11 protein-coding genes are annotated in these 6,591 nt (G+C 62.0%); all 11 read right to left on the reverse strand.

Features of this window, described 5'->3' with window-relative positions:
• Positions 1-3 precede the first annotated feature (3 nt).
• Positions 4-1,038, reverse strand: a complete 1,035-nt coding sequence (locus Q8K99_00830; GenBank protein MDP2181100.1) for a thiamine pyrophosphate-dependent enzyme — start codon at positions 1,036-1,038, stop codon at positions 4-6.
• Positions 1,039-1,125: 87 nt separating this feature from the next.
• A complete protein-coding gene (locus Q8K99_00835) occupies positions 1,126-1,824 on the reverse strand; it encodes a hypothetical protein (protein MDP2181101.1) in 699 nt (232 codons plus the stop codon).
• The gene (locus Q8K99_00840) at positions 1,808-2,755 is read right to left on the reverse strand and encodes an IS1595 family transposase (GenBank protein ID MDP2181102.1); all 948 of its coding nucleotides are present in this window, start codon (positions 2,753-2,755) and stop codon (positions 1,808-1,810) included. Before Q8K99_00840 ends, Q8K99_00835 begins: the two co-directional genes overlap by 17 nt.
• A 10-nt stretch (positions 2,756-2,765) precedes the next feature.
• Entirely contained in the window at positions 2,766-3,194 is a 429-nt protein-coding gene (locus tag Q8K99_00845; GenBank protein MDP2181103.1) for a radical SAM protein, read from the reverse strand.
• A 76-nt stretch (positions 3,195-3,270) separates the two neighbouring features.
• Positions 3,271-3,819 carry a hypothetical protein gene (locus Q8K99_00850; GenBank protein MDP2181104.1) on the reverse strand — a complete coding sequence of 183 codons (549 nt, stop codon included), beginning with the start codon at positions 3,817-3,819 and terminating at the stop codon, positions 3,271-3,273.
• Positions 3,816-4,088: a hypothetical protein gene (locus tag Q8K99_00855; protein MDP2181105.1), complete on the reverse strand. Its 273-nt coding sequence runs from the start codon at positions 4,086-4,088 to the stop codon at positions 3,816-3,818. Before Q8K99_00855 ends, Q8K99_00850 begins: the two co-directional genes overlap by 4 nt.
• A gap of 113 nt (positions 4,089-4,201) precedes the next feature.
• Complete coding sequence (locus Q8K99_00860; protein MDP2181106.1) at positions 4,202-4,540, reverse strand: type II toxin-antitoxin system PemK/MazF family toxin; 339 nt, start codon at positions 4,538-4,540, stop codon at positions 4,202-4,204.
• Positions 4,525-4,767, reverse strand: a complete 243-nt coding sequence (locus Q8K99_00865; GenBank protein MDP2181107.1) for a ribbon-helix-helix domain-containing protein — start codon at positions 4,765-4,767, stop codon at positions 4,525-4,527. The genes Q8K99_00860 and Q8K99_00865 overlap by 16 nt, the downstream gene beginning before the upstream one ends.
• A gap of 175 nt (positions 4,768-4,942) precedes the next feature.
• Positions 4,943-5,392, reverse strand: coding sequence for a protein-export chaperone SecB (locus tag Q8K99_00870; GenBank protein ID MDP2181108.1), 450 nt, complete (start codon positions 5,390-5,392; stop codon positions 4,943-4,945).
• Positions 5,370-5,900, reverse strand: a complete 531-nt coding sequence (locus Q8K99_00875) for a type II toxin-antitoxin system MqsA family antitoxin (GenBank protein ID MDP2181109.1) — start codon at positions 5,898-5,900, stop codon at positions 5,370-5,372. The genes Q8K99_00870 and Q8K99_00875 overlap by 23 nt, the downstream gene beginning before the upstream one ends.
• 23 nt (positions 5,901-5,923) lie before the next feature.
• Positions 5,924-6,262, reverse strand: a complete 339-nt coding sequence (locus Q8K99_00880) for a type II toxin-antitoxin system MqsR family toxin (protein ID MDP2181110.1) — start codon at positions 6,260-6,262, stop codon at positions 5,924-5,926.
• Between the last annotated feature and the right edge of the window lie 329 nt (positions 6,263-6,591).

A 6,591-nucleotide genomic window follows, 5' to 3' on the forward strand; every position in this document is an offset into this window, starting at 1 on the left:
TCTTCACGCGACCACTCCGTCCAGAGCGGAGGCGAGCGTGGCCGCGACGTCCGCTTCGATGCGGGCGTCAAGCTCCGATAGACGCTCCGGCTCGGTTGCAAGAACGGCCCGCACGCGCTCGATCGGGTCGTTGGCGGCCCTGCGACGCGGATCGCGCAGCGTGGTGAGGATCGCTAACATCACGTCTCGCACACCCGCCACGCGCTCGGACGCAGATGCCCCGCCCGCGCTGAAGAGCGAGCGCGTGACGCCCCAACCCACAGGAACCATCTCGCGCACGGGGTCGCGCACAACACGCAGGAGCATCAGGCCCAGGAAGTGGCCCTCGAGGTGGACGCAGTTGGCGTGCAGGAAGCTCGGGCCGCGTCCCGAACGCGCCCGCTCGACCGCCCGGTGGGCCGCCCGCCAGACGTCCTCGACGTCAAGTCCATCGGCCTGCTCGTAGTGGACGCCGAGCCCGCTGACCCGTTCCCGCATCGCGCCGCGAGTGGACGCATCCGGCTTCGTCGTGATCGCCCAGTCGTCGTCCTTGCACACGAAGAGCACCGGCAGCTCCCAGGCGGCCGCGAGGTTCAGGGACGCCATCAGCATGCCCTGGTTCATCGAGCCTTCGCCGAAGAAGGCGACGGCGACGGAACCGGGCCGGAGGTGTTGAGCCGCCAGTGCGAATCCCGCAGCTGCCGGGCCGGCAGCGCCGACGATTCCCGAGGATGCGGCCAGGTGCGGCTGCGAGAACAGGTGCATGTGTCCGCCTTGGCCAGCACAGAGCCCGTCGGATCGTCCGAGCATCTCGCGGATGAGAGCGATCGGATCGATGCCGCGCATCAGGAGGGCCGCCGTGCCGCGATGATCGAGCGCCATCGCATCTCCGTCGCGCAACTGGGACACCACGCCTGCGACGATGGCTTCCTCGCCGGTCCCCAGGTGCATCTCGCCCGAGATGAGGCCGTCGTTCCAGAGTCGAGCAACGGCCTCTTCGAACAGCCGGCTTGTCTTCATGAGCGTGTAGAGAGACCAGATGTCCGGGTCGTGTCCCACGAGTCCCGAGCCCCCTTGAGCGAACCTGCGCGGCGAAGCCTCCCCGGCCTCCGTCATGCCGAGCGTAGCTCGTACCGCCTGGTCTTGCTAGAAGACGCTCTTGCTTGACTTGAACGACTCCCAGTAGACGGGGAGCGACTTGACGCCGTAGAACAGGGCGCTGAAGTCGCGGTACCAACTCATGTTGCACGAATTGCACGCGACTTCCTTCAAGTCCTCCTTCTTCATGGTGAGCATGTTGCCCAGGACGTCGGGGAGCTGCATGCAGGGCCTCACGTCGAAGAACCAGTCGACGAACATGACACGATATCCGCCCAGGCATTGGTACCGCACCGTTGATGGATCCTTGAGGTAGCGCACGATGTCGTTCATGGAGGCGACCGAGTTCACGATGTTGTGCTTTCGTGATTTCTTGAGCTCCATGACGCTTTCGAGCGATTCCACGACCAGGTCGCGCGACAGGCTGATGCCCTCACCTCCCAGGGGATACACCACGGACTTGGAGAAGGTCGGGTAGTTGACCGAGATGAGGTCAAAGCCCATGTCGGTCGCTTTGCCGAACAGCTTCTCCATCTGGTCATGGTTGTTGTTCCATATGAGGATCGAGGCCATCGACTTGATACTGGTCTTGTGGATCTTCCTGACCGCGATCTCCATGTCCCGCATGATGTTGGGGATCCTTCTTGATTCCTCAAGCACCTTGGGGTCGTCCGAATCGAACGAGGGGGGTAGTCGGTTAGCTCCACCTGCCCCAAGATGTTGTGTCTCCTCACCACTCGTAGCCATGGGTGACTTCGGCCTCGGTGACGGGGACGGTGACCACGGCCTGCTCGAGGAGCCGGCGAAAGACCAGGCCGCGGTTGCCGGAGTTGCGCCGGTTGAACCGGAAGGTGAACTCCTCCAGATAGGATTGCAGGTGGACGGGATCGATCGAGCCGTGATGGGTGCCGAGGATCCAGCGTTTGAGCAGTGAGGCGACCCGGTGCACCCCGGGCATGGGAACGTCGCTGGAATCTCGAGAGGCCGACACCACGGTGATCCTGCGCGTGTAGCCGTGTCTGGGCAGTCCGCCGTACCCCTGCCAGCCGTCGGTGAGCACGACCGACCCGGACGCCACCACGTCGCAGACGAACGGCACGAGACTTCTGCCCGAGCCGTCGGGGACGTGACGCATCCGCACCCTCCCGAAACCCGTCGGCTGCTTGACCTCCACGGCAATCACGACGATGCACTTACGAGTCCCCCGACCCGGTCTTCCGCCGTGATCGACGCCTCCTACAAATACCTCGTCCACCTCGACGTCACCTTGCAAAGGCTCACGTTCGGCCCGCACCATCGCGACCCGATAGCGATGCAACATGACCCACGCCACCCGGTAGGTGGTGCCCAGGGTGTTTGACAGGGTCTGGGCGGACATACCGTTCTTCGCTGTGGTCAGATGCCAAGCCGTCTCAAACCAGGTGGTCAGCGGCGTACGGGTCTTCTCGAAGATCGTCCCCGCGGTCACGCTGGACTGGTGACGGCAGGAACTGCACACGAGGCGGCCCCGGGTCGCCCGCCATGGCCCGCCAACTGAGCCGCAGACCGGGCAGAAGAACCCGTCAGGCCAGCGGAGGCGCTCGATGTAGCGCAGACACGCCTGGTCGTCGGGAAACATCTCGACGAACCCCCGATAGGTGTCCGGGTAGTCCTCGCCCGCGACGAGTCGTCGGCTCATGGGAGCGCGATCAGCTGAATTGTCCACCACAACATCTTGGGGCAGGTGGAGCTAACCGACTACCCCCCTCGAACGATATCGAGATCATGTCATTGCCGGCCTCGCCAAGGAGCGCGAGCTTCTCATCGGTGACAAGCGAGGGTGCGGCTGCGAGAACCGAGTTGTGGACGTGGCGCGAAGTGCACTTCTTCACGAAATCCACGATGTGAGGATGCAGGAGCGGTTCGCCACCGGTAAGCGTGATATGGGATATGCCCATGTCGGCGAGATTGTCGATCACCTGGAGGGATTTGTCCCTGTCGGTGAAAACCCTGGGCCGCTGTTTCCATATGTCGCAGAAGGAACACCTGGCCACACACGCATTGGTGACGGCGAATTCCGCGAAGCGGATGTCGCCGGTCACGAAGTTCTTCATGGCGCTTCTCTGCTTTGAGCCCATCTTGCCGTCCTCTTGGTGAAGCTGCACATGGCCGAGGTTCTTCTGGTCGACGCCCGGGTTGGCCTGAGCGCGTACGCTATTTCGAGATCACCGTCACCGTCGGCGTCTGGCTCTGGAGCCCACCGCCTCCGCCGTATCCGAGAACCATTCCGACAACTTCGTATTCCAGAGGCGGATCCCCCAGGCTCTGGCTGAGTTCCTGGGTAGTCGACTCTCCCGAACGAAGCGTCACAGGAGGGATGGGCTCTGTGAGATACGGTCCGGTCAGTCCGATGCTGAAGTCATCCCAGGGCGCTCCATCGGCGCGACCCCGTAGACCCAAGAGGAGCTGATCCCATGTGACGTCGGAGCCCGACTCGTTGAACAGGACGAGTCGGTAGTCCCAGGCTCCCGCGGCCTCGAAGGTCTCCTGGGTCTCGAACACCAGCACGAACCCGTCGTTGCGCCCGACCGTCCGGATCCATCCGTCCTCGGGTCCGGTGGTGAGGTAGCGCTCGGACGGACCCGGTGGACTCTCAGGTGTTGCGTGGGGCGATGTTGCTTGGGGCGATGATGCGCACGCAAGCAGGAGGGTCGCCGAGAAGAGCAGGATGCTCGTCACAGCAAGGACACGGTGTCCCTTCACGTCCGTGGCTCGCGATCGGGCCTGTCGTCGGTGATCGCGCAATACGACTCGTAGTCGTCTCTCGCTTTCGCCCAGTCGAGATAGGCGTTCAGCCGCTCGTTCTCGACTGCGACAGACTCGATGTAGTCCGCGAGGTGGGTTAGCCTCTCGACAAACCACTTGAACCCGACCTTGCCGTCGAGGTTGAGGCGAATCGCCTCGATGAATGCCAGCGCCTCGTCCTTCGTGAACTCAGACACCTGTGTCAGCCCCACTTCCCGCAACGACACGTGGTCCTCGTTGCCGAGCACCGTTTCGGCTCTGTCCAACGTTGTTGCGTATGAGCAAACGCGAATGCGCCTTCAGGTCAGTCTACCTTCTGGCGTTCTGCTCGATGCGCTGGTCAGGCCCCAAGGATTTCATTCAACCCTTGGATGACATGACCGACGTCCTCCGGCGAAACGGTTCCGAGTTTGCGACCGATTCGCTGTACGGAGAGGGTGCGAATCTGGCTGATCTTGACCCATGAGGGTTTCGGGAGCAGCTGTGGATCCAGCTCAAGCGTGAGGGGGAAGCTGGCACGTTGCGGCTGGCTCGTGAGAGCGACCGCGATGACCGTTCCCGAGCGCTCGTTGAACACATCCGCGCTCAGGATGAGGACGGGGCGTTGGCCTGCCTGCTCGCGGCCGCGCGTCGGATCGAGGTCCGCCCAGCGAACCTCGCCCCTCAGTATGGCGGCCACTGATCGAGCTCCCCGCCCATACCCTCTTCTGCCAACGCCTGCTCGAAGGCCTGATCCAGCTTGGCACATTCACGCGCCAGGCGACTGTGCGACAGCCGCTCCAACTTCTCGTCGACCGCTTCTTGGATGGCCTGGCTACGGTTGGGGTAGCGATGATCCGAAACAAGCTTGTCCACGGCGCCGACCGTCCGCTCATCGAGGGTTATGGCTATCTTCGAACGTCCCATGGTGGCACCTCCGAGTATGATGGTATGTCATACCCTTCGACCGGTCAACCTTCGGCTGGCGAGAGACGGCCACCACAACCCGAAAGCAGCGTGCGCGCCGTGGGCCGAACGTTCTTGCGGTTCAGCTGCGAGCGAAGCGAGTCAGCTGGAACCGCGGGTTAGCCAAGGAACTGCGTCAGTCCGCTGCCCTCGCTTGGGACTCCGCCGCTTCGGCCTTGGCCCGGAACGTCTCAACGAGATTGATTGGCGGAAGCAGGAACGCCCCGTAGTGGCTGAGTGCTGTGACCTGAGCAATCTGCGCTCGCAGAAGGCCGTAGAGAATAGCACTGCCGTTTACGATGATTAGCCGAGCCTTGTCGACCTCTTCTAGATCCGCTGCTTCCAGATGGAAGAAGGCTCGCCCGACTATCTCTCCCGTGTAGGGAGTCCCGTCCGGGTCATCGTCAGAGAGGCCGAATGTCACGGTCAGCCGTAGTTGGTGTACATCCTCTTGCTCGGTGTGGAGCATGTGCTCTGGGTCAACGTCCATGGTTCCAGTGAACTCGTCTCGACGGTCGAAGCCCAGATTCGCCTCTACGAGCAACTTGTCGATGCGGTAGCCATCAAGCTGCAACGGCGAAATCATTGTCCACCGCCCCAACATCGAACACGCGCTCGTCAGCCGACTGATAGCAATCCAGGGTCAAGCGATCATCACAGGAGGACGTCGCGGTCTCGGGCTTTGTACTGAAGATGTCAGGGTGAGCCCAGATCGAGCGCATGAAGTTGTCCGCAACAGCAGACTGGAATACGGTGCCCTTCTCCCATCGGGTCACGCTCTTCGAACCGACGCCGAGAATGGCCTCCAGCTCAATCTGTGTGAGATCCAAGTCGGAACGAAGCTGGCGAATCTCATCAGGAGCGAGCAGGCCCTGGTCGTGGCGGGCCATCGCTACCGCCGAGGCCTGAATCCGGTCGATTTGGCCGGCGGGATGGAGTGCCTCGCCGCAGGCGCTGCACGCCTCATACGTGAATCCATCGACCTCGTATGACGCGTTGCGGAACTCAACGAGCACCGGGTCTGCTGAAGTGGCCAGCGCTTGCTCACCGCAAATTGGACAAGTACGCACCGACTGCGTCACCTTTTCGCTCATTGAAGCCTCCCCCTCGCGAACAACTAGTGAATCTCTCCGTCTTCACAGAAGTCGAGAACCACGATCGTGCAGCCATCCTCATCGATCACGAACTTGACGTATAGGCGTTCGCCCTCGTAGGTGGGCTTGTAGATATCCAACCACACGCCGTCTCTCTTGGTGTGCGCCTGTGACTTGAAGAAGTCGGACGAAGTGAGGTTAGCCACGCAATCCTCGATGTCGGACTCGTCCCAGCCATGCCGGGAAAGGACAGCCCCGACTCGCTTCGTCGCGTAGTGCTCGCCAGCAGCAATCTTGGCCTTCAGCTCCTCCAGCACGTAGTGCGGCCGGAACCTCTCTCGTTTACCACTGCCGAACGTCAACTCGACTCCATTCGCTGACAAGCTGTAGAGTCGAAGTCTGGACAAGGTAGCACGATGCTACCTTCTAGTCCATCCCCCGAATGTGTCGGCACCAAACCCCCACACCTTTAGTAGATGTGCTCTGACAGCGTAGCTGCCCCCACTGACACTGTCGAACCATCGTGATTCAATCGAGTCAGCAGTTCTCTGGCTAGTCACCATGAGATGGCCGGCCCGAATCCGCGTATAACGTGGATCATCCGCGGGAACACGCCCGCGGTGCCGACACACGGAGGGACCGGCCATGCAACAGCTTACCCATATCGGGCTGGACGTGCACAAGGAGACCA

The sequence above is a fragment of the Actinomycetota bacterium genome (assembly GCA_030682655.1).
GTDB lineage: Bacteria > Actinomycetota > Coriobacteriia > Anaerosomatales > JAUXNU01 > JAUXNU01.

Bases quoted from the DNA above. Each gene is read 5' to 3' on its own strand.
- Q8K99_00835 (MDP2181101.1), bottom strand. From the start codon at position 1,824: ATGGCTACGAGTGGTGAGGAGACACAACATCTTGGGGCAGGTGGAGCT.
- Q8K99_00840 (MDP2181102.1), bottom strand. From the start codon at position 2,755: ATGAGCCGACGACTCGTCGCGGGCGAGGACTACCCGGACACCTATCGG.
- Q8K99_00845 (MDP2181103.1), bottom strand. From the start codon at position 3,194: ATGGGCTCAAAGCAGAGAAGCGCCATGAAGAACTTCGTGACCGGCGAC.
- Q8K99_00865 (MDP2181107.1), bottom strand. From the start codon at position 4,767: ATGGGACGTTCGAAGATAGCCATAACCCTCGATGAGCGGACGGTCGGC.
- Q8K99_00870 (MDP2181108.1), bottom strand. From the start codon at position 5,392: ATGATTTCGCCGTTGCAGCTTGATGGCTACCGCATCGACAAGTTGCTC.
- Q8K99_00875 (MDP2181109.1), bottom strand. From the start codon at position 5,900: ATGAGCGAAAAGGTGACGCAGTCGGTGCGTACTTGTCCAATTTGCGGT.